Raw genomic sequence first — 19,267 nt, 5'->3', positions numbered from 1 at the left:
GCCCGTGCTTTCCGCACAGAAACATCGTAATAGTCGTTCGAGTTTGATCCACCGTGGTCCTTGAAACCACGAGCGGAGGATGGAATGCCAGCCGTTCAAGAGACGGTCGATCGCGTCAAGCGCATCGACGTCGACCAGTATCGTTATGGGTTTGAAACCCTGATCGACTCCGAGAAGGCCCCGAAGGGTCTGTCGGAAGAGATCGTAAAGTTCATCTCCGAGAAGAAGAATGAACCCGCCTGGATGCTCCAGTGGCGGCTTGAGGCCTATCGGCGCTGGCTGACCATGACCGAGCCGACCTGGGCACGCGTCGACTATCCCAAGATCGACTTCCAGGACCTCTATTATTACGCGGCGCCGAAGCCGAAGAAGACGGTCACCTCGCTCGACGAGATCGATCCGGAGATCCTGAAGACTTACGAGAAGCTCGGCATTCCCCTGCGGGAAGTTGCCATGCTCGAGGGCGTCGAGCCGAAGCCCGGCGAGGAAGATCCCGCGCGCCGCAAGATCGCGGTCGATGCGGTCTTCGATTCGGTTTCGGTCGCGACCACCTTCAAGGCCGAGCTGAAGAAGGCCGGCGTGATCTTCATGCCGATCTCGGAAGCCATCCGCGAGCATCCTGAGCTGGTGCAGAAATATCTCGGCTCGGTGGTTCCGACCTCCGACAATTTCTACGCGACGCTGAACTCCGCGGTGTTCTCCGACGGCTCGTTCGTCTACGTGCCGCCCGGCGTGCGCTGCCCGATGGAACTGTCGACCTATTTCCGCATCAACGAGCGGAACACCGGTCAATTCGAGCGCACGCTGATCATCGCCGACAAGGGCTCCTACGTGTCCTATCTCGAAGGCTGCACGGCGCCGCAGCGCGACGAAAACCAGCTGCATGCGGCCGTGGTCGAGCTCGTTGCGCTCGACGACGCCGAGATCAAGTACTCGACGGTGCAGAACTGGTACCCCGGCAATTCGGAAGGCAAGGGCGGCATCTACAATTTCGTCACCAAGCGTGGCGACTGCCGCGGCAACAATTCCAAGATCTCCTGGACCCAGGTCGAAACAGGTTCGGCGATCACCTGGAAGTATCCGAGCTGCATCCTGCGTGGCGACAACTCGCGCGGCGAGTTCTACTCGATTGCGATCTCGAACGGCTTCCAGCAGGTCGATTCGGGCACCAAGATGATCCATCTCGGCAAGAACACGTCGAGCCGGATCATCTCCAAGGGCATCGCCGCCGGCAGGTCGCAGAACACCTATCGCGGCCTCGTCACCGCGCATCGGAAAGCGACCGGCGCCCGCAACTTCACCGCCTGCGATTCCTTGTTGATCGGCGACAAATGCGGCGCGCACACCGTGCCGTACATCGAGGCGAAGAACTCGTCGGCGACGTTCGAGCACGAGGCGACGACGTCGAAGATTTCCGAGGACGTGCTGTTCTACTGCATCCAGCGCGGTCTTTCGCAGGAAGAGGCCGTCGGCCTCGTCGTCAACGGCTTCGTCAAGGACGTGCTGCAGCAACTGCCGATGGAATTCGCGGTGGAAGCGCAGAAGCTGATCTCGATCTCGCTTGAAGGGTCGGTCGGTTAATTGCCGACCCTCGCGGTGCGCAACTCGCGCTCCAACATCATCTGAATAAACTGGATACCAAGATGGCTTTGCTTGAAGTGAAAGACCTCAAGGTTCGTGTCGAGGAGCGTGAGATCCTCCACGGGCTGACGCTGACCGTGAACGAGGGCGAGGTGCACGCGATCATGGGGCCGAACGGCTCCGGCAAATCGACACTCTCGCACGTCATCGCCGGCAAGCCCGGCTATGAGGTCACCGACGGCCAGATCCTGTTCAAGGGAGAGGATCTGCTGGAAATGTCGCCGGACGAGCGCGCCGCCAAGGGCGTGTTCCTGGCGTTCCAGTATCCGGTCGAGATCCCCGGCGTCGCCACCATGACCTTCCTGCGCACCGCGCTGAACGCACAGCGCAAGGCCCGCGGCGAGAGCGAATATTCGACACCCGATTTCCTCAAGAAGGTCCGCGAGGTCTCGAAGTCGCTGAACATCCCGCAGGACATGCTCAAGCGCGGCGTCAATGTCGGCTTCTCCGGCGGCGAGAAGAAGCGCAACGAGGTGCTGCAGATGGCGCTGTTCGAGCCCAGCCTGTGCATCCTCGACGAGATGGATTCCGGCCTGGACATCGACGCGCTGCGCATCGCGGCAGACGGCGTCAACGCGCTGCGCTCGCCGGGGCGCGCGATGGTCGTGATCACCCATTATCAGCGGCTGCTGAACTACATCGTGCCCGACGTGGTGCACGTGATGTCGAAGGGCCGCGTCGTGAAGAGCGGCGGCAAGGAACTGGCGCTGGAGCTGGAAGCGTCCGGCTACGCCCAGTTCGAGGATGCCGCGTAAGGAATTTTGCGATGAACGTTGCTGTGGCAAAGACCGGGAACGGCCGCGCGGTGAGCGATCTCTTCGCCAGCGCCGAAGGCCGCCTGCCGGGTTCGCCTGATGTGCTCGCGACGCGCCGCGAGGCGTTCGAGACCTATGAGCGTCTCGGCCTGCCGCACCGCCGGATCGAGGAATGGAAATACACCGATTTGCGCGCGCTGGTCGGCGAGGTGCTGCCGCTGGCAGCTGCGCCCGATGCCGCCGCGCTGAAGCGCGCCGCGGACGCCGTGAAGGCGCACGCGATCGAAGGCGCCCGCAAGCTGGTGCTGGTCGACGGCGTGTTCGCGGCTGATCTGTCCGACGTCAAGGCACTCGTCGTTGAAGCAGGCTTCAAGACGCTGCGTGAGGCGCTCGAGAAGGATGCTGGCCTGCTCGAGACCGCGTCCACCGATGCGGTGATTGCGCTCAACGCGGCGATGGCGACCGACGGCGTTGTGCTTGGTATTGCCGACGGTGCGCAGCTGTCTGCGCCGATCCAGATCCTCCACATCGCGACTGCGGCTTCCGCGTCCAGCTTCACCCGCTCGCAGGTCGCGATCGGGAAGGGCGCTCGCGCCACCATCGTCGAGAGCTTCGTCGCGGCCGGCGCCGAGGCCTATCAGGTCAATGACGCCGTAATTGTCACGGTCGGCGACGATGCCGATGTCGCGCATATCCGCCTGATGGACGATGCGCCTGACGCGGTGAACATCTCGTCGCATTTCGTGACCATTGGCGCCAATGTGAAGTTCAACTTCTTCAACATGACGACCGGCGCGGCCGTCAGCCGGCTCCAGGGTTTCATCACGCTGGCGGGCGAGGGCAGCGAGCTCTCGGCCAACGGCGTCAACCTCCTGCAGAAGACCGAGCACGGCGACACCACGCTGGTGGTCGACCACGCCGTGCCGAACTGCGTCAGCCGCGAAGTCTTCCGCGCGGTGATCGACGATCGCGCGCACTCGGTGTTCCAGGGTCGTATCATCGTCCGCCCCGACGCGCAGAAAACCGACGGCAAGATGATGACCCGTGCGCTGTTGCTCTCGGACGAAGCCGAGGCCGACAACAAACCTGAGCTCGAGATCTTTGCCGACGACGTCTCCTGCGGCCACGGCGCCACTGCCGGCGCGCTCGACGACAGCCTGCTGTTCTACCTGAAGGCCCGCGGACTGCCGGAGAAGCAGGCCCAGGCGCTGCTGATTCAGGCGTTCGTCGGTGAAGCGATCGAGCAGATCGCCGACGATGGCCTCCGCGATCACGTGATCGGCATTGCCGAGCGCTGGCTGGAGCGGCGGTCATGAGCACGCATCCCGCGGTCAGGAACGGCGCCTATGACGTCGAACGCGTGCGCCAGGACTTTCCTGCGCTTAGCCTGCAGGTCTACGGAAAGCCGCTGGTCTATCTCGACAACGCGGCCTCGGCGCAGAAGCCCAGCGCCGTGCTCGACCGCATGACGCAGGCCTATACGAGCGAATACGCCAACGTCCATCGCGGCCTGCACTATCTCGCCAACGCTGCGACGGAGGCCTATGAGGGCGGTCGCACCAAGGTCGCGCAGTTCATCAATGCGCCGCGCACCGAAGAGGTGATCTTCACCCGCAACGCGACGGAGGCGATCAATCTGGTCGCATCGTCCTGGGGCGGGCCGAACATCGGTGAAGGCGACGAAATCGTCATCTCGATCATGGAGCACCACTCCAACATCGTTCCCTGGCATTTCCTGAGGGAGCGCCAGGGCGCCGTGATCAAGTGGGCGCCGGTCGACGACGAGGGCAATTTCCTCATCGAGGAGTTCGAGAAGCTGCTGACGTCGAAGACCAAGCTGGTCGCGATCACGCAGATGTCGAATGCGCTCGGCACCATCGTGCCGGTCAAGGACGTCGTGAAGATCGCCCATGCCCGCGGCATTCCCGTGCTGGTCGACGGCAGCCAGGGCGCCGTGCATCTGCCCGTCGACGTCCAGGACATCGGCTGCGACTTCTACGTCTTCACCGGTCACAAGGTGTACGGCCCGACCGGCATCGGCGTGCTCTGGGCCAAGTCCGACCACCTCGTCGCGATGCGCCCCTTCAACGGCGGCGGCGAGATGATCCGCGAGGTCTCGCGCGAGACCGTCACCTATGGTGATCCCCCGCACAAATTCGAGGCGGGCACACCGGCGATCGTCGAAGCCGTCGGCCTTGGCGCCGCCATCGACTACGTCAACTCGATCGGCAAGGAGCGCATCGCCGCGCACGAGCACGATCTCACCGCCTACGCCCAGGAGCGCTTGCGCGAAATCAACTCGCTGCGGCTGATCGGCACGGCGCGGGGCAAGGGGCCGGTGATCTCCTTCGAGCTCAAGGGCGCGCATGCCCACGACGTCGCCACCGTGATCGACCGCCAGGGCATCGCGGTGCGCGCCGGCACCCATTGCGTGATGCCGCTTTTAGAGCGGTTCAACGTCACGGCCACCTGCCGTGCCTCGTTCGGCATGTATAATACGCGGGAAGAAGTCGATCATCTGGCACAGGCGCTGCTCAAGGCGCGGGATTTGTTCGCATGAGTGACACGGCCGAAATCAAAGCCAATCCGATGGAGACCCTCTCGGCGCTGCCGCCGGAGGAGACCGAGCGTCTGACCCGTGAGATCATCGCCGGGCTCAAGACCGTGTTCGACCCCGAAATTCCCGCCGACATCTACGAGCTTGGCCTGATTTACAAGGTCGAGATCAAGGACGACCGTTCGGTCGACGTGCAGATGACGCTGACGACGCCCAATTGCCCGGCCGCCGGCGAACTCCCGACCATGGTCGAGAACGCGGTCGCCAGCGTCCCCGGCGTCGGCGTGGTCGACGTCAAGGTCGTCTGGGAGCCGGCCTGGACGCCGGAACGCATGAGCGACGAGGCGCGCCTCGTCCTCAACATGTGGTGACGCGTAACCTCGATATTGAATTCGCTCCGCAACGGACCACATCAGTGACATGACCCAGATCTCGTCAGGCTCGACACCGGCATCCACTCCAAAACCGCGGCGCCCGCGCCCGCAGGTGATGCGGCTGACGGACGCCGCTGCCCAGCGCATCACCGAGCTGACCCAGCGTGCCGATTCCGAGATCGTGGGCCTGCGCGTCGGCGTGAAGAACGGCGGCTGCGCCGGCCAGTCCTACACGGTCGAATACGCCCACGAGATCCGCCCGACCGACGAGATCGTCGAGGACAAGGGCGTCAAGATCCTGGTCGATCCCAAGGCCGTGTTGTTCCTGCTCGGCACCGAGATGGACTACAAGGCCGACAAGATGCAGGCCCAGTTCGTCTTCAACAATCCCAATCAGATCTCCGCCTGCGGTTGCGGCGAGTCGGTCGAGCTGCGTCCGGCCAAGATCGACGGATAAGCCCAGCTCTCGCGTCTTACTCCGCTGTCGTCCCGGCGAGCGCCGGGACACATACCGCGTGATCCCCCCGGTGATGGGTGGTGCCGGTACCAAAGCTGGCGCGACTGAGAGTGTTCGCTAAACTCCTCCCTGTGGTTATGGATCCCCGCGTTCGCGGGGACGACATTGGGGAGAGAGTTGGGCCATGGACCGCGAATTCCTGATCGACCTGTTCGCCGATTTCGGCCCCGTCGCCATCCGAAAGATGTTCTCCGGCTACGGCATCTCCGCCGACGGCATCAATTTCGCGCTCGCCTTGCGCGCCGGCCTGTTCTTCCGCGCCGACGAGGTGACGATTCCGGACTTCGAGGCCGAAGGCTCAAAGCCGTTCCAGTACTCGACCCGCGCCAAGACAGTGCTGGTCAATTCCTACTGGGAACTGCCTGCGCGCCTGTTTGATGATTCCGAGGAACTGGCGCAATGGGCGAGGGCGGCGCTCGCTGCCGCCCAGCGCGCCAAGGTGAAGAAGCGGCCGAAGGGGAAGAAGGCGGCAACGAAGAAGGTCGCCAAGCCCGGGAAGATGCCGAAAAAGGCGACCAAAAAGGCGGTGAGAAAGCGCGCCAAGCGGAAGGCTTGAGGATCAATCCGCGGCCTTGGTCAGGCCAACCCGCATGTCCTTCGCCACGAAGACAGATACACCGTCTGCGACCACGCGGCCATCGGCAATGCCGAGCACCAGCTTGCCGCGCCGGACCATGCGCATCGCGACCTGATAGCGCACCGATCGCGTTTCCGGCGTGATGACCCCCGTCACCTCGACCTCGCCGACGCCGATGGCGCGGCCCTTGCCGGGCGAGCCCGACCAGCCGAGCCAATAGCCGACCATCTGCCACATCGCGTCCAGTGCAAGCGTCGGCGGCATGATGGCGTCACCGCGATAATGGGAATCGAAGAACCAGTGCGCAGGCGCAATGTCGAGCTCGCCGACGATATGGCCCTTGCCGAACTCGCCGCCATCGAGGCTGATCTCGGTGATGCGGTCCATCATCAGCATCGGCGGCGCCGGCAATTGCGCATTGCCCGGGCCGAAATAGCCGCCTTCGCTCGATCTCAGCAGTTCGTCCCTGGTGTAGGACGGCTGCGGCGCGTGAAAATCATGAGGATTGGGCACGACGACGAGTCCCCGATGCGAATTGGCGAGGAAGATGTCGTTCGTCAGATCAGGTTGTCAAGCATAGCTGGTTGCACTTGCAGGTCGAGCGGTCGTGGCCGCTACTTTTGCGCGCGGGAGGCCGAGGCCCGGCGCTTTGCAGGTTGGGGCCGCCCGTTCGCCGTTTTCATTTCCGGGGTGTTCGGCGGTCGTCGTATGACGGTGTCGCTGGGACCGAGAATGCGCCCGTCCTGCGCGCGCAATTCCAGCCGGCGTACGGGAAGAGCGGATTTCTTGTCCACCAGCAGCACGTGAGTCTCATCGGGTGCGAAGAAGAAGTCCTCACCCCACTGCCTGAGCGCTGCAAGAACCAGAAACAGCCCGCGTCCTTTCTCGGTCAACTCATACTCCTGATAGGGGCCTCCTTCTGCCGCGGGTACGGCGTCCATGATGCCGTGAGCGACGAGATTGCGCAGCCGGGCCGACAGGATGTTCTTGGCAAGCCCGAGGCTCTTCTGAAACTCGCCGAACCGCCGCGAGCCGCCGAAGGCATCGCGCACGACCAATAGCGACCACCAGTCACCGATCGCATCCAGGGGACGTGCGACGCCGCACAGCGAGTCTTTGTGGCTAACTCTCTTGCCCATCGTGACGGCCCGCCGCTCCTCTGCGCCTCGGTTCGTGCGCAGCCCGGTATAGTGGTTGCAAATTAAAACCTCAAGCGCTATGTGAATAGTGGTTGCAAAATGAAACCAAATGCCCTCGAGGAACCCATGATCCGGTCCGACGCCACATTCGGTGGCACCTTCGCCTTCGCGCCGTACTTCACCAATGCACCGGCTTTCCAGATGCATTTCGTCGACGAGGGACCCCGCGACGGCGAGGTCGTGTTGTGCCTGCATGGCGAGCCGACCTGGGGCTATCTATTCCGCCACCTGATTCCGGTGTTGAGCGCGACGCATCGCGTCATCGTTCCGGACCACATGGGATTTGGGAAGAGCGAGACGCCGGCGACGCGCAGTTACTGGCTCCAGGACCACATCGACAATCTGGAAAAACTCGTTCTCGGGCTCGACCTGACCGACATCACGCTCGTGATGCACGATTTCGGCGGTCCGGTCGGCATGGGGCTCGCTGCTCGGCATCCGGACCGGATCCGCCGGTTCGTCTCGACCAATGCTCCGACACCGTTCGGCCAGGCGGATCTGCTCGCGCGCGTCACGGGAAATGCTGCTGTTTCGCCCTGGTTTCGCTGGATTGCGCAGGCCGAAGCCGAGGGCAATCTCGAAGCCGTGCTCGGGCAGCTCGGCTTCAATATCCTGAGCACGTTAAAGCTGAATGGTTTCGAGAACAACGCGATCATCACCGATGACTGGCTTGCCGCCTATGGCGCGGCCTTTGCCAGCCCGGCCGAATGTCTCGGGGCGATCGGCTGGGCTAAAGGTTTTGCGATCGGCGCTCACCGGTTCGAGGCGCCTGACGCGGCGGCAGCTCGCGCTATCCGCCGCAGGCCTGCGCTGGCGATCTGGGGCGACGCGGACCGCACACTTCATGCGGCGCACTTCCTGCCGCTCTTCGACGCGGTTTTTCCCGGCGCGCGCGTCCATCGGCTCGCCGGAGTTGGCCATTATTGTCTCGAGGATGCTCCCGAGATCGTCAATCCCCTGATCTCGGCATTTCTCAGTCAGACCTGATCCTTGCCGGAGAAGCTCCGGCCGAAGGCACCCCTTATTGCGCGGGACGCGATCGCAAGAGGTTTCACGTCGAAACTAGGTTTGCGGCGATAACTCACGCCACGCGGTTGTGCGTCTCGACCGTGTATTCCGGATCGACCTCGCAGATCACGCGGTTGCGACCGTTGCGCTTGGCGGCGTAGAGGCAGGCGTCGGCGCGCTCGATCAGCGCGTCGGTGTCGTCGCCCTGCTTCAGCATGGAGACGCCGACGGAAATGGTGACGCGGCCGAGGATCTCGCCGGTCGACTTTTTCTTCAATTCCTTCGCCATCACCGCGCGGCGGATATGGTCGGCGACGGTGAGGGCCTGGCGCAGCGCGGTGTTGGGCAGCACCACAGCGAACTCCTCGCCGCCATAGCGCGCGGTGATGTCCTGGCCCTTGATGGTCTGCTTCAGCGACAGCCCGACGAGCCGGAGCACCTGGTCGCCGGTGAGATGTCCGTAGGAATCGTTGAACGATTTGAAATGGTCGATGTCGAACAGCAGCAGCGACAGCGGCTCGCCGCTCGCAAGCGCGCTCTGCACCGCCGTGCCGATCATGCGGTCGAAATATTTGCGGTTGCCGAGGCCGGTCAGCGGATCGGTCAGGCTCTCGGCGCGGATCGCCTCCAGGCTCTGCTGGAGATTGCTGATCTCGTTCTTCGACAGCGACAGCCGGTCTTCCAGCGCCTTGTTTGTCTCGCGCATTTCGCTGGTCGAGCGCAGCAGCGTTTCGACGATCGTCTTGAGCTGATCGCGGCTCTTGGCCGAGGACAATTGTTCGGTCGCGCCCGACAGGCTGGCGCCATAGGTACCGGTCATGCCGAGCGCGTCGCTCAGGACCCTCATCACGTCGTCGATTTCGCCGATGACGCGGGAGCCGACCTTGTCGATGCGGTCGGTCGTTTTGATGTGGGAGAGGTAGGTATCATAGATCTGCTCGAGATCGGCTTCGCTCAGCTTGCCGTTGCGTGCGAGCGTCTCGTTGATGATCTTGTTGAGCGGGGCGTTGTAGCCGGTCGCGTAAACGTACCAGATCTCGTAATTGCGGGGAATCGCGGTCTGCTTCAGCGATCGGATCTGACCGAGCGCCACCTCGGCGAACGCCATCGTGCGTTCGTGTTCGTCGAGAACCTTGACCACGGAACATACCCCACGACGGTCGATGCGCCGTCGACCGCAGCAATGCTTAAATTATGTTCGTAGGCTAATGGACGTTTGTGAACGGCCAGTAAATATACGGGGGGCGATGCCGCACAAAAAGTGTGGGGCGCCTCGGCTCGGACCTGAGGCGCCTTGCAGCATCAGGCGCCGGCGGGGGAGCGGACCGGCCGGAGAAGGAATGCCGGGAGGTGCGAGTGATCTCCGGGCTCGGTGTCGATCTCCCGCTGGCGGCGCGGCTCGGGGCGGCCTATCGACGGCACGTGCGAATTATTGGCCTGCGGACGAGAGCCGTGACGCGCCTCCGACCCCTGCCGGGCTTCGCGCGGAGGCCTTGCCTCGCGGGCCGGGCGCGCTTCCCGGGCAGGCCGTGCTTCGGCAGCCGGCTTAGCATCCGACGAAGGCGCTACATCGGCGGCGTGTCGCGCCTCGCGCGGCTCGTGGCTGCGCTCACGGTCGCGACCGCGCTGCGGCTTGCCGCGACCGCCGCGGGAACGATCGCGATCGCGGCCGCGCGATTCGCGCGGGCGATCACCCTGCTCGCCGCCGTCAGCATGCACTTCGTAATCGCCTTCGGCGCGGGGAATGCTCTGGCCAATCAGCTTTTCGATCGCGACCATCGATTTCTGGTCGAGCGGCGTGACGATCGAGATCGCAGTGCCGGTGCGGCCCGCGCGACCGGTACGGCCAACGCGATGGACGTAGTCGTCGGGATGGTGGGGGACGTCGAAATTGAAGACGTGGCTGACCTCGGGAATGTCGAGGCCGCGGGCGGCGACGTCGGAGGCGACCAGCAGCGGCAGCTCGCCCTTGCGGAATTGCTCCAGCGCTGCCATGCGCGCCGGCTGGTCCATGTCGCCATGCAGTGCGCCGACGCTGAAACCGTGCTTCTGAAGTGACTTGTGAACGATCGCGACCTCGCGCTTGCGATTGCAGAAGATGATCGCGTTCTTGAGGTCCTTGGCCTCGCGCAGCAGCCGGCGCAGCAGCTCGCGCTTCTCGTGCGCCTCGCGTCCGGCGGGTACCTGCGACTGCGTGACGGTGACGGCGGTGGTGGCGGGCTTGGAGACTTCGACCTTCTGCGGATTGTGCAGGAAAGCCTCGGTGATGCGCCGGATTTCCGGCGGCATGGTCGCGGTGAAGAAGAGGGTCTGCCGCGTGAAGGGGACGAGCTTGCAGATGCGCTCGATGTCGGGAATGAAGCCCATGTCCAGCATGCGGTCGGCTTCGTCGATGACGAGCAGTTCGACACCGGTGAGCAGCAGGCCGCCGCGCTCGGTATGGTCGAGCAGTCGGCCCGGCGTGGCGATCAGCACGTCGACGCCGCGCGTCAGCTTGGCATCCTGGTCGCCGAAGGAGACGCCGCCGATCAGGAGGGCGACGTTGAGTTTCTGGCCGGCGCCGTAGCGGTCGAAGTTTTCCTTCACCTGCGCCGCGAGTTCGCGGGTCGGCTCCAGGATAAGGGTGCGCGGCATGCGCGCCCGGGCACGACCCTTTTCGAGGATGGTGAGCATCGGCAGCACGAAGGCTGCGGTCTTGCCCGTGCCGGTCTGGGCGATGCCGAGCACGTCCTTGCGTGCGAGGACGTGGGGGATCGCCTGTTCCTGAATGGGGGTGGGGTTGGTGTAACCGGTGGCCGCCACTGCGGCGAGGACTTTTTCGGACAGTCCGAGATTGGAAAAGGACATTGAGCCTCTGGTCGAAACCGCCGTTCGGAATCGAGGGTAAAAAGGCTATCGCGTTCCACCCCGAAACGGCGCGCTCTCAAAGAAGCTGGGGGTGCTGACTCACGCGAACAAAGCGCCAGGCTCAGGAATCGCTTTTCGATCTGAACCGCGTCGACCCGGAACATAGGGCGGAATCGGCCAAAGTCAATGGAGCAGGCGCGGGAAGGCCCTAAAAACCCTCAGGTTTTTACCCAAACAGCGGGTACGGCTCGGCTTTTCGCCGCCGCGGCGAGCCGGGTGGTTAACGCCCACCTGCAGCTTGGGCCCGGAAATCGCCGGGCGCCATGCCATAGGCGGCGTTGAAGACCCGGTAATAGGTCGCCAGGCTCTCGAAACCGCATGCGGCGGCGATGTCGGCGATCAGTCGCTCCGGCGCTTCCCGCATCAGGCGGCGGCTTCTCTTCAGCCGCTCCTCCGTCACGGTCTGGGAGAAGCTGCGCTCGGCGACCTCGAACAACATGTGCAGGTGTCGCACGGAGACGCCGAGCAGGTCTGCCACCCGTCCCGGCGCCAGATCCGGGTCTTGTAAGTGGCGCGCGATCAGACGCCGCGCCAGCGACAGGCGGGCGGTCCGCAGCGCGGCCTGTCCGCGCCGGCTGCCCGGCCTGACGACACCGCGCTCGATCAGCGCGAGCTGCCCCAGCGCCTGCACCAACGGCACGGCATCGGGCGCCCCCTCGACCGCCGCAGCCTCGCCGAGCTCGGCAAAGCAGGCCTCGAGCAGCGGAGCCAGAGCGGGGTCGCTGAAGGGTCTGGGCGCGAGCTCGCGCATGCGCTTGTCCTGGGTCGCAAGACTGCTGACGGGGATCTTCAGGATCCGCAGGTGAAAGCCGTCATCGCCCAGCGGCTTGGTACGGTAGGGCAGGTCGGTGTGGCTGGTCGCGAATCTGCCATTGGCAATGGCGAAATCGCTCGAGCGCATGCCGCCGAACCAGCCTCCGCCGCCGAGCTGCTGGTAGACGCAGATGCTGTCACCCGGCGCGTAGCCGATGTCGGCCTGGCTGCGTTCGACCGCGTAGGAAGACGCCTTCAGCTCCACCAGGCCGCCATTGCCGACCTGGCTCAGCGAGAATTCGCCGTAGAAGGCGCCGCGCCGTTCGCGCTCGAGTTCCGCGGTGACACCGAACAGCCCCTTGGCGCGGACCTCGCGCCAATAGTCGAAGCGGTCGTGCGGCTCGACCTCGTCGGTGCACCAGCGATACACGGCAGCCCCTCGTCTCGAACGGAAATCCGCTTGAAAAAAGCAGATTCCACCGGAATCTGCCATAGGCCAGATGCTGGAATGCGAATGCCGGACCGGTTGAACCGCCGTTACGGCTGGACCGACTATCACATCGACGGCATAGAGTTCCGCATGGAGCCCATGGGGAGCCGTTCTGAAGCGGGAATATGAAGATGACGCGTCGGGTTTTCAGGATTTTGTCGGCGCTTGGCCTCGCAGCCTGCCTCAGCGGCTTCGCAGGCGCTGCACACGCCGAAAAGCGCGTAGCGCTCGTGATCGGCAACAACGACTACAAGAACGTTCCCAAACTGCTGAAGGCCGTCAACGACGCCCGCACCATGGGCGACACGCTGAAGCAGCTCGGCTTCCAGGTGATGGTCGCCGAAAACCAGAACCGTCGGCAATTCACCGAGACGCTGCTCGCCTTCGACCGGGTGATCGAGCCCGGCGACACCGCGTTCTTCTTCTATGCCGGCCATGGTTTCGAGATCGCGGGCCAGAACTACCTGCTGCCGACCGATGTGCCGGCGGCGACCGAGGGCCAGGAAGAGCTGGTGCGCGATGCCTCCATTCTGGCTGACCGCGTCGTCGAGCGTCTCCAGAACAAGAAGGCGCGCACCTCGATCCTGGTGTTCGACGCCTGCCGCAACAATCCGTTCGAACGATCAGGCACGCGCGCAGTCGCAGGCGGCGGCGGCCTTGCGCCGATGACGCAATTGCCCGAGGGCGTGTTCTCGGTATTCTCGGCAGGACCGCGTCAGACCGCGCTCGATCGTCTCTCCAACGAGGACGCCAATCCCAATTCGGTGTTTACACGCACCTTCGCCAGGGAGCTGCTCCAGCCCGGCGAAAACCTCGTGCAGGTCGCGCAGCACACGCGCCGCTTGGTCAGCGAGATGGCCGACACCGTCAAACACAAGCAGGTGCCTGTCTATTTCGACCAGATGGTCGACGACGTCTTCCTCAGCGGCGCCGCGAAGGACGCGGCGGCGGCCGCAGCGCGTCCGGCCGATCCGCCGTCGCAGAAGGTCGCAGCGCTGCCGCCGGTCTCCGTGCCACGCGTGCCGAAGGAGGAGACCACCAATGCGCCGATCGCGAGCTTTTCCCGTCACAACGGCGGCTGGAGCGTGATGTTCTCCTTCGCCGATCCCACCATCGGCATTTCCTGGCGCATGGCCGGCAGCGGCGATTTCCGCGAAACCGGCTTCATCGACACGCTCGATCCGCGCACGCGCAAGCGGATGCCGAACCCGTCGATCGAGCTGCCCCCGGACGCGCAGGCCGGCACCATCGAGGTGCGCTACGTCGACGCCTCCGGTGACATGCAGGGCCCGTTCCCGATCAAGTTCGACCCGGAAGCGGCGCTGATACGCGACCAGCGCAAGATCCTCGACATGACCGCGACGAGTTGGTTGTCGTTCCGTCAGTTCAACGGGCTCCTGGTCTATTATTCCCATCTGGTGTCGTACCGCTGCGCGATCCGCGAGGCACGGATCGGTATCGATACGGCGGTGCCGGACAAGGTGCTGAAGCTGCCGCCCTGCGATCTCCGCGATCCCTCCGCCATCACGGCCGGGATGCTGCTCTACGAGAAGCTTCCCCCTGCGACGCAGTTCATGTCCGTCGAATTGACTTACCGTGACGGCAGCGTGTCGGAGGTGAAGAGTTTCCGCACGTCCAACCGCAGCAACAATTGAGCGGTTCCCAAGATTGAACATGCTCCCGATGCGCGGCAGCGCTACAGTCGCTCGACATAGATCGATGCCGCAGCGAGAGTCGGGTCATGGAACCAGCCAGGTCAGATCAAGCCGCGTCGCGCGTGCGCAAAGTCCGGTGCTGCGTCGTTGGCGGCGGTCCCGCCGGCATGATGCTCGGCTATCTGCTGGGGCGCGCCGGCATCGATGTCGTGGTGTTGGAGAAGCATGCTGATTTCTTCCGCGACTTTCGCGGCGACACGGTGCATCCCTCGACGCTCCAGGTGATGGACGAGCTCGGCCTGATCGACGGCTTCCTGAAGCTGCCGCATCAGCGCTTGCAGACGATGGATGGCATGGTCGGCGGCGCCAGGGTGCGGATCGCCGATCTCAGGCGGCTGGATACGAAGTACCCGTTCATCGCCTTCATGCCGCAATGGGATTTTCTCAATTTCCTGCGCGAGGCGGGCAAACGCTTCGCCTCGCTCGACGTGCTGATGAGCACGGAGGCCGTCGACCTGATCCGCCGCGGCGAGGCCATCGCCGGCGTGCGCGCCAGGACGCCTGACGGCGTCATCGACATCGAGGCCGATCTCACCATCGCCTGCGACGGCCGGCATTCGACGGTGCGCGAACGCGCTGGCCTTGCCGTCGAGGAGATCGGCGCGCCGATGGACGTGCTCTGGTTCCGCGTCGGCCGCAAGGCCGACGAGACCGAGAACCTGTTTGCCCGCATCGAGCCCGGCAGAATGATGGTCACTTTCGACCGCGGCGATTACTGGCAATGCGCCTACGTCATCGCCAAGGGGCAGTACGATGCGGTGAAGGCGAGGGGATTACAGGCGCTGCTGGACGATGTCGTGCGCATGGCGCCGGTCCTCAAGCATGGGATCGGCGACGTGAAGAGCTTTGACGACGTCAAGCTCCTTACCGTCGCGATCAACCGCCTGCCGCGCTGGACGCGGCCGGGCCTGCTCTGCATCGGCGATGCCGCGCATGCGATGTCGCCCGTCGGCGGCGTCGGCGTCAATCTTGCCGTGCAGGATGCGGTCGCGACCGCAAATCTGCTCGCGGACAGGCTGGGGCGCGGCTGTCCTTCCGAGGACGAACTCGATGCCGTCAGGCGCCGCCGCGCGTTCCCGGTGAAGATGACGCAGGCGATGCAGGTGATCGTGCAGAACAACATCATCAGCGGCGCACTGAAGGGCGCAGATCGGCCGCTCAAGGTGCCGCTGATCCTGCGTCTGATCTCCGCATGGCCGTGGCTCCAGGGCATTCCCGCGCGCTTCATCGCCATCGGCGTGCGACCCGAGCACGTGCATTCGAAAGCCGCGTCGGCGCCCTGAGGCAGCCAACTGATAGGGATAATGCCGCGTTAAATTGCGGCTTCCGCGTTGCGCGCGTGCAACAGCGCGGACGGATTCAAAGACAGCCATCGGCCATTCCGGCGCCTTAACTTTCTTGATTCAAATTTGAGTAAGAACTGCGTGTGAGCGTGCGCCCATCAAAGGACACGGGGTGTACCATGCGTAACAAGTTGATTGCCGCCTTCGCCTGCACGACCGCTCTGGTTTCGACCGGCGCTGCTTCCGCCGCCGATCTCGCCGCGCGCCCGTACACGAAGGCGCCCGCCTATATCGAGCCGCTGTTCAACTGGACCGGTTTCTATGTCGGCGGCCATATCGGCGGCGCATGGACCAACGAGCAGTTCATCAACAATGGCGTCGGCGCGGCGTTCGGCGATCTGACGCCGGGCCAGGGTTATCGCCAGCGCAACTCCGGTGTCATGGGCGGCGCCCAGATCGGCTACAACTGGCAGGCCAACAACTACGTGTTCGGCATGGAAGGCACGATCTCCGGCCTCGACAACAAGGGCTCGTTCACGAACACCGCTTTCGGTGCAGCGAACGACGTGTTCTCCTGGCGCGCCAATGTTCTTGCGACCGTCGTCGGCCGCGCCGGCTTCGCAGTCCAGAACAACCTGTTCTACTTCAAGGGCGGCTACGCCGGCGTCAACAACCGGCTCTCGGTCACGGATCCCGTTGTAACGGGTACGGGCGGTCAGACCCACTGGGCCAACGGCTGGACCGTCGGCGCCGGCTGGGAATACGGCATCACCCGCAACTGGATCGTCGGCCTCGAGTACAACTACGCGGCCTTCGGCAGCCAGACCTATCAGCTCGGCGGGACCGCGGGCAACTACACGTTCGATGCCAAGCCGCGCGACATCCAGTGGGCTGTCGTTCGCGCCAGCTACAAGTTCGACGCGCCTGTGATCGCGCGCTACTGAGCAACAAACGACCAATCAAAGAAAAGATCACGATCAATTCAAAAGCCCCGGTTTCCACCGGGGCTTCTTTTTGCGTGCAGCCGTGGCGGCGCCTCAGGCCATGACCGAGAAGCCGCCGTCGACGGGGATCGCGGTGCCCGTGACGAAGTTCGAGGCTGATGAGGCGAGGAAGACGGCGATGCCGGCGAAGTCGTCGATGTCGCCCCAGCGCCCCGCGGGCGTCCGCGCCAGCACGCGCTCGTGCAGGCCCGAGACCTCTTTGCGCGCGCCGCGGGTGAGGTCGGTGTCGATCCAGCCCGGCAGGATCGCATTGACCTGGATGTTGTCCGGTGCCCAGGCATTGGCGCAGGCGCGCGTGTACTGCACGATGCCGCCCTTGCTTGCCGCATAGGCGGTCGCAAAGCTCGCGCCGAAGATCGACATCATCGAGCCGATGTTGATCACCTTGCCGTTGCCCGATGCCTTGAGGGCCGGGTAGGCCAGCTTCGAGCAGACGAAGGCGCTGGTGAGGTTGGTGTCGATCACCTTGTTCCACTCGTCGAGCTCGAGCTCGTGCGGCGGCTTGCGGATGCTCATGCCGGCGTTGTTGATCAGAATGTCGATGCGACCGAGCTCCTTGACGACGCGGTCGATCATGGCTGCGACCGCGGCCTTGTCGGTGACGTCGGTGGTGACCGATATCGCCTTCACGCCGCGCGCTTTGAGATCGGCGACGGCCGCGGCCGACTTGGCTTCGTTGCGCCCGATCACTGCGATATCGGCGCCGGCGTCGGCGAGCCCGTGCGCGAGGCCAAGCCCGATGCCGCCGTTGCCTCCCGTGACGATCGCGACCTTGCCGCGGAGATCGAACCGGTTGGATGTCATGCTTTCACTTCCTGGTTTCTTCTATTGGTTGCTTTGCCAGATCAGGACCAGGCCGAGGCCGGCCATGGCGGCGCCATAGCCGGCCCATTGCAGCTGGTTGATCATGAAGCTCGATCGGGGCCACGCGACGGTGCCCGTGCCCTGTCCGATCCAGAGCAGCCCAACAGCGAGGGCAATCAGGCCTGCGACAAGCAGAAATCTGCGCATGCATTCCTCCCCATTGGACTGCTTTGTCGTGACCCACGGCAAGAACGATCGCCGCGGGCCGCGAAAACTTGTCGCAAGACTAGCCGCAGGTTCGGCTCAGATACAATGGCTGCGGACGCAAGGCCGCGGGGAGGACGCATGTCCGTGCGCAAGGGTGATTGGTCACCGCGGCTCGAGACCGCGATGTGGCGCGTCGGCGTTACGCGCCAACAGGCCTCACAACGAAAAAGCCCCGGGGATGCCGGGGCTTTGACGTCTGAGGTCGAGTTCAGATCGTATCAGTACTTGGCGACGACCGGGCCGGTCCAGTTGAAGCGGTAGACCAGCGAGGTCGAGATCGTCTGGTTCCAGCTGTTGGCACGGACGCTGTTCACACCGGTCGGCAGGTTGGTCGCGTCGGAGATTTCATCCCGGGTCTTCTGATCGTAGAAGGCCGAGCGGTATTCGGTCTTCATGAACCAGCCGGGCGAGGAGATGCCGAAGATGTTCAGGCTGTTCTCGACGCCGCCGCCAACGAACCAGCCGTTGCGGTTATAGCCGTTGAGGTGCAGTCCGGTCGGACCGCCAGCCAGGGTCGTGAAGGAGGTGCTGCCGAAGTGGGCGCCGGAGTAACCGCCGTTGACGTAGGACAGAACGTTCGGGGCGACCAGCCAGCCGAGGCGCACGCCGGCGGCCCAGGAGTCTTCCAGCTTCTGGCTGCCGGTGATCTGATTGATCGGATCCTGCACGGTGGCGCGGATGCTGCCGAACTGACCGTCGGCGAACACGCCGGCGACCCAGGTGCTGCTGAACTGCCAGTCGTAGCCGAGACCGACGGTGCCGAACCAGCCCGAACCACCCTGACGCTGGGTGATCGTGAGGGGCGTGCCGGTCGTCGTCGAAACGATGCTCTGGTCGGAGTTCGAGAGACCGCCGCCGGCGCCACCGAACACGTAGAAGCCGGTCCAGTTGGCAACCGGTGCAGCCATCGGAGCCTTCACGTACGGACGGGCGGCAAGGTCGGCGGCCGAAGCCGAACCGGTCATCGCCGCAATCGCGGTCAGTGCGAGAACAATCTTCTTCATGATAAAATCCCCAACCTTCGTTCGTAGCAGGCGCGAGCGCACTGAAGTCCGTGTGTTCTGATGCCCGGACTATAGACGGTTCTCGCCGAAATGCTGTTGCAGGGCAGGCACAGTCGCCGGAAAACGCCCCTCGGGCGGGTTTTTGAGTACTGTCACCGAACTTAGATAAAACCGTGCAAATTCAATGCATTGCGAGCTTTCTAGGTTCTTCTTTTTGGGTAAGTTTTCGTTAGGAATTCGGCTTTGTCTGAAATGGAGGCAATCCTGCCCCAGCCTTGGCGGCCGCACCGCCCGCTGTGAGTCGTTGGCCGAGTCGCGCTTTCGAGAGGCGGATCGCCCGGATCAGGCGCCGGAACACGGTCATCCTATCCCCAAAATGACAAAGCCCCGGCGTCGGGCCGGGGCTTTTGAG

At 64.0% G+C, this 19,267-nt stretch carries 19 protein-coding genes; 11 read left to right on the top strand and 8 right to left on the bottom strand.

All coding sequences use genetic code 11. From position 1 onward, the window contains the following. The first annotated feature begins 84 nt into the window (after positions 1-84). The 7 genes from sufB (at position 85) to QY049_RS04320 (ending at position 6,400) form a co-directional block, all read left to right on the top strand. Positions 85-1,581, top strand: a complete 1,497-nt coding sequence (gene sufB, locus QY049_RS04350) for a Fe-S cluster assembly protein SufB (protein ID WP_301269046.1) — start codon at positions 85-87, stop codon at positions 1,579-1,581. Positions 1,582-1,643: 62 nt separating this feature from the next. Beyond that, positions 1,644-2,396 carry a Fe-S cluster assembly ATPase SufC gene (gene sufC / locus QY049_RS04345; protein ID WP_194476092.1) on the top strand — a complete coding sequence of 251 codons (753 nt, stop codon included), beginning with the start codon at positions 1,644-1,646 and terminating at the stop codon, positions 2,394-2,396. Between the two features lie 11 nt (positions 2,397-2,407). Beyond that, complete coding sequence (sufD, locus tag QY049_RS04340) at positions 2,408-3,712, top strand: Fe-S cluster assembly protein SufD (protein WP_301269045.1); 1,305 nt, start codon at positions 2,408-2,410, stop codon at positions 3,710-3,712. Beyond that, positions 3,709-4,956, top strand: coding sequence for a cysteine desulfurase (locus tag QY049_RS04335; RefSeq protein ID WP_301269044.1), 1,248 nt, complete (start codon positions 3,709-3,711; stop codon positions 4,954-4,956). Before sufD ends, QY049_RS04335 begins: the two co-directional genes overlap by 4 nt. Next, positions 4,953-5,324, top strand: coding sequence for an SUF system Fe-S cluster assembly protein (locus tag QY049_RS04330; RefSeq protein ID WP_194476089.1), 372 nt, complete (start codon positions 4,953-4,955; stop codon positions 5,322-5,324). The genes QY049_RS04335 and QY049_RS04330 overlap by 4 nt, the downstream gene beginning before the upstream one ends. Positions 5,325-5,373: 49 nt before the next feature. Further along, complete coding sequence (locus tag QY049_RS04325; protein WP_301269043.1) at positions 5,374-5,784, top strand: iron-sulfur cluster assembly accessory protein; 411 nt, start codon at positions 5,374-5,376, stop codon at positions 5,782-5,784. 184 nt (positions 5,785-5,968) lie between these two features. Beyond that, a complete protein-coding gene (locus QY049_RS04320; protein WP_258761755.1) occupies positions 5,969-6,400 on the top strand; it encodes a TfoX/Sxy family protein in 432 nt (143 codons plus the stop codon). Between the two features lie 3 nt (positions 6,401-6,403). On the opposite strand, the gene fabA is transcribed toward QY049_RS04320, so the two are convergent. Then, entirely contained in the window at positions 6,404-6,934 is a 531-nt protein-coding gene (fabA, locus tag QY049_RS04315) for a bifunctional 3-hydroxydecanoyl-ACP dehydratase/trans-2-decenoyl-ACP isomerase (RefSeq protein ID WP_258761754.1), read from the bottom strand. Between the two features lie 101 nt (positions 6,935-7,035). Continuing rightward, complete coding sequence (locus QY049_RS04310) at positions 7,036-7,560, bottom strand: helix-turn-helix domain-containing protein (RefSeq protein ID WP_301269042.1); 525 nt, start codon at positions 7,558-7,560, stop codon at positions 7,036-7,038. Positions 7,561-7,686: 126 nt separating this feature from the next. Here QY049_RS04310 and QY049_RS04305 point away from each other — a divergent pair, with 126 nt between their 5' ends. Then, positions 7,687-8,607 (top strand): alpha/beta fold hydrolase, encoded by a 921-nt coding sequence (locus QY049_RS04305; RefSeq protein WP_301269041.1) that lies wholly within the window; start codon positions 7,687-7,689, stop codon positions 8,605-8,607. A gap of 94 nt (positions 8,608-8,701) precedes the next feature. Here the strand turns inward: QY049_RS04305 and QY049_RS04300 are convergent, their stop codons facing one another. The 3 genes from QY049_RS04300 to QY049_RS04290 all read right to left on the bottom strand — a co-directional run bounded on the left by QY049_RS04300 (position 8,702) and on the right by QY049_RS04290 (position 12,718). Next, positions 8,702-9,769 (bottom strand): GGDEF domain-containing protein, encoded by a 1,068-nt coding sequence (locus QY049_RS04300; RefSeq protein WP_258761752.1) that lies wholly within the window; start codon positions 9,767-9,769, stop codon positions 8,702-8,704. Positions 9,770-9,930: 161 nt separating this feature from the next. Then, positions 9,931-11,475: a DEAD/DEAH box helicase gene (locus QY049_RS04295; protein WP_301269040.1), complete on the bottom strand. Its 1,545-nt coding sequence runs from the start codon at positions 11,473-11,475 to the stop codon at positions 9,931-9,933. Positions 11,476-11,755: 280 nt separating this feature from the next. Beyond that, positions 11,756-12,718 (bottom strand): helix-turn-helix transcriptional regulator, encoded by a 963-nt coding sequence (locus tag QY049_RS04290; RefSeq protein WP_301269039.1) that lies wholly within the window; start codon positions 12,716-12,718, stop codon positions 11,756-11,758. 191 nt (positions 12,719-12,909) lie between these two features. Here QY049_RS04290 and QY049_RS04285 point away from each other — a divergent pair, with 191 nt between their 5' ends. From QY049_RS04285 to QY049_RS04275, 3 genes are all read left to right on the top strand, one after another. Beyond that, a complete protein-coding gene (locus tag QY049_RS04285; protein ID WP_301269038.1) occupies positions 12,910-14,433 on the top strand; it encodes a caspase family protein in 1,524 nt (507 codons plus the stop codon). 86 nt (positions 14,434-14,519) lie between these two features. Continuing rightward, entirely contained in the window at positions 14,520-15,776 is a 1,257-nt protein-coding gene (locus QY049_RS04280; protein ID WP_301269037.1) for an FAD-dependent oxidoreductase, read from the top strand. Between the two features lie 179 nt (positions 15,777-15,955). Next, positions 15,956-16,720 (top strand): outer membrane protein, encoded by a 765-nt coding sequence (locus QY049_RS04275; protein WP_258761748.1) that lies wholly within the window; start codon positions 15,956-15,958, stop codon positions 16,718-16,720. A 93-nt stretch (positions 16,721-16,813) separates the two neighbouring features. Here QY049_RS04275 and QY049_RS04270 read toward each other — a convergent pair whose 3' ends face one another. The 3 genes from QY049_RS04270 to QY049_RS04260 form a co-directional block, all read right to left on the bottom strand. Then, entirely contained in the window at positions 16,814-17,584 is a 771-nt protein-coding gene (locus tag QY049_RS04270) for an SDR family NAD(P)-dependent oxidoreductase (RefSeq protein WP_301269036.1), read from the bottom strand. 21 nt (positions 17,585-17,605) lie between these two features. Then, positions 17,606-17,791 carry a hypothetical protein gene (locus tag QY049_RS04265; RefSeq protein WP_301269035.1) on the bottom strand — a complete coding sequence of 62 codons (186 nt, stop codon included), beginning with the start codon at positions 17,789-17,791 and terminating at the stop codon, positions 17,606-17,608. Positions 17,792-18,069: 278 nt separating this feature from the next. Continuing rightward, positions 18,070-18,855: an outer membrane protein gene (locus tag QY049_RS04260; RefSeq protein ID WP_301269034.1), complete on the bottom strand. Its 786-nt coding sequence runs from the start codon at positions 18,853-18,855 to the stop codon at positions 18,070-18,072. Positions 18,856-19,267 lie beyond the last annotated feature (412 nt).

The sequence above is a fragment of the Bradyrhizobium sp. WYCCWR 13022 genome (assembly GCF_030435535.1).
Lineage (GTDB): Bacteria > Pseudomonadota > Alphaproteobacteria > Rhizobiales > Xanthobacteraceae > Bradyrhizobium.
The sequence above is the reverse complement of the archived record's forward strand: the minus strand, read 5'-3'. Positions and strand labels throughout refer to the sequence as shown.